The organism is Kineosporia babensis (genome assembly GCF_021129305.1).
GTDB classification, from domain to species: Bacteria; Actinomycetota; Actinomycetes; order Actinomycetales; family Kineosporiaceae; genus Kineosporia; species Kineosporia babensis.
Genome location: NZ_JAJOMB010000080.1, coordinates 1 through 484, shown reverse-complemented (window position 1 = coordinate 484; position 484 = coordinate 1). Strand labels below are relative to the sequence as shown.

1 protein-coding gene is annotated in these 484 nt (G+C 69.8%); it reads right to left on the bottom strand.

Features of this window, described 5'->3' with window-relative positions:
* A partial coding sequence (locus LR394_RS41055; RefSeq protein WP_231450145.1) for a transposase occupies positions 1 to 415 on the bottom strand: 415 nt, incomplete at its 3' end.
* Between the last annotated feature and the right edge of the window lie 69 nt (positions 416 to 484).

Here is a 484-nt window from a genome sequence, read left to right as displayed (position 1 = left end):
TCGTCTCGCCGGCGAAATATTTTGCCGCCTGGCGAAGGATGTCCCGCTCGGTAGAGAGCTTTTCGACTTCCACGCCGTGCTCGGCATCGCGCCGGGCAGCCTCAGCCCTCAGCGCCGCGTTCTCGGCCTCCAGCGCCGCGATCCGCGCCGCCATGTTCGCCGGGCGGCCCCGCAACGGCCTGGCAGCCGGCTCCTGCCCCGCCACGAGCGCCTGCACCTGCGCCCCGTCCGGCCCCGACGCCCCTGCAGGATCGGCGGGCTCTGGGGCGAGGGGCCGCTGCTTGATCCACTTGCTCAGCGTCTCCCGGCCGATCCCCAGATCGGCCGCGATGCCCTGGACCGTCGCGCCAGGCGTGGACCGGTACAGATCCACCGCCTGCTGACGGAACTCCTGCGTATACGACTTACCTGCCACGAGACGATCATCTCGCTTCCTCCGACCTCATGCCGGATTCAGCGTGTCCAAGGTCCGGGGGTAAGTCCC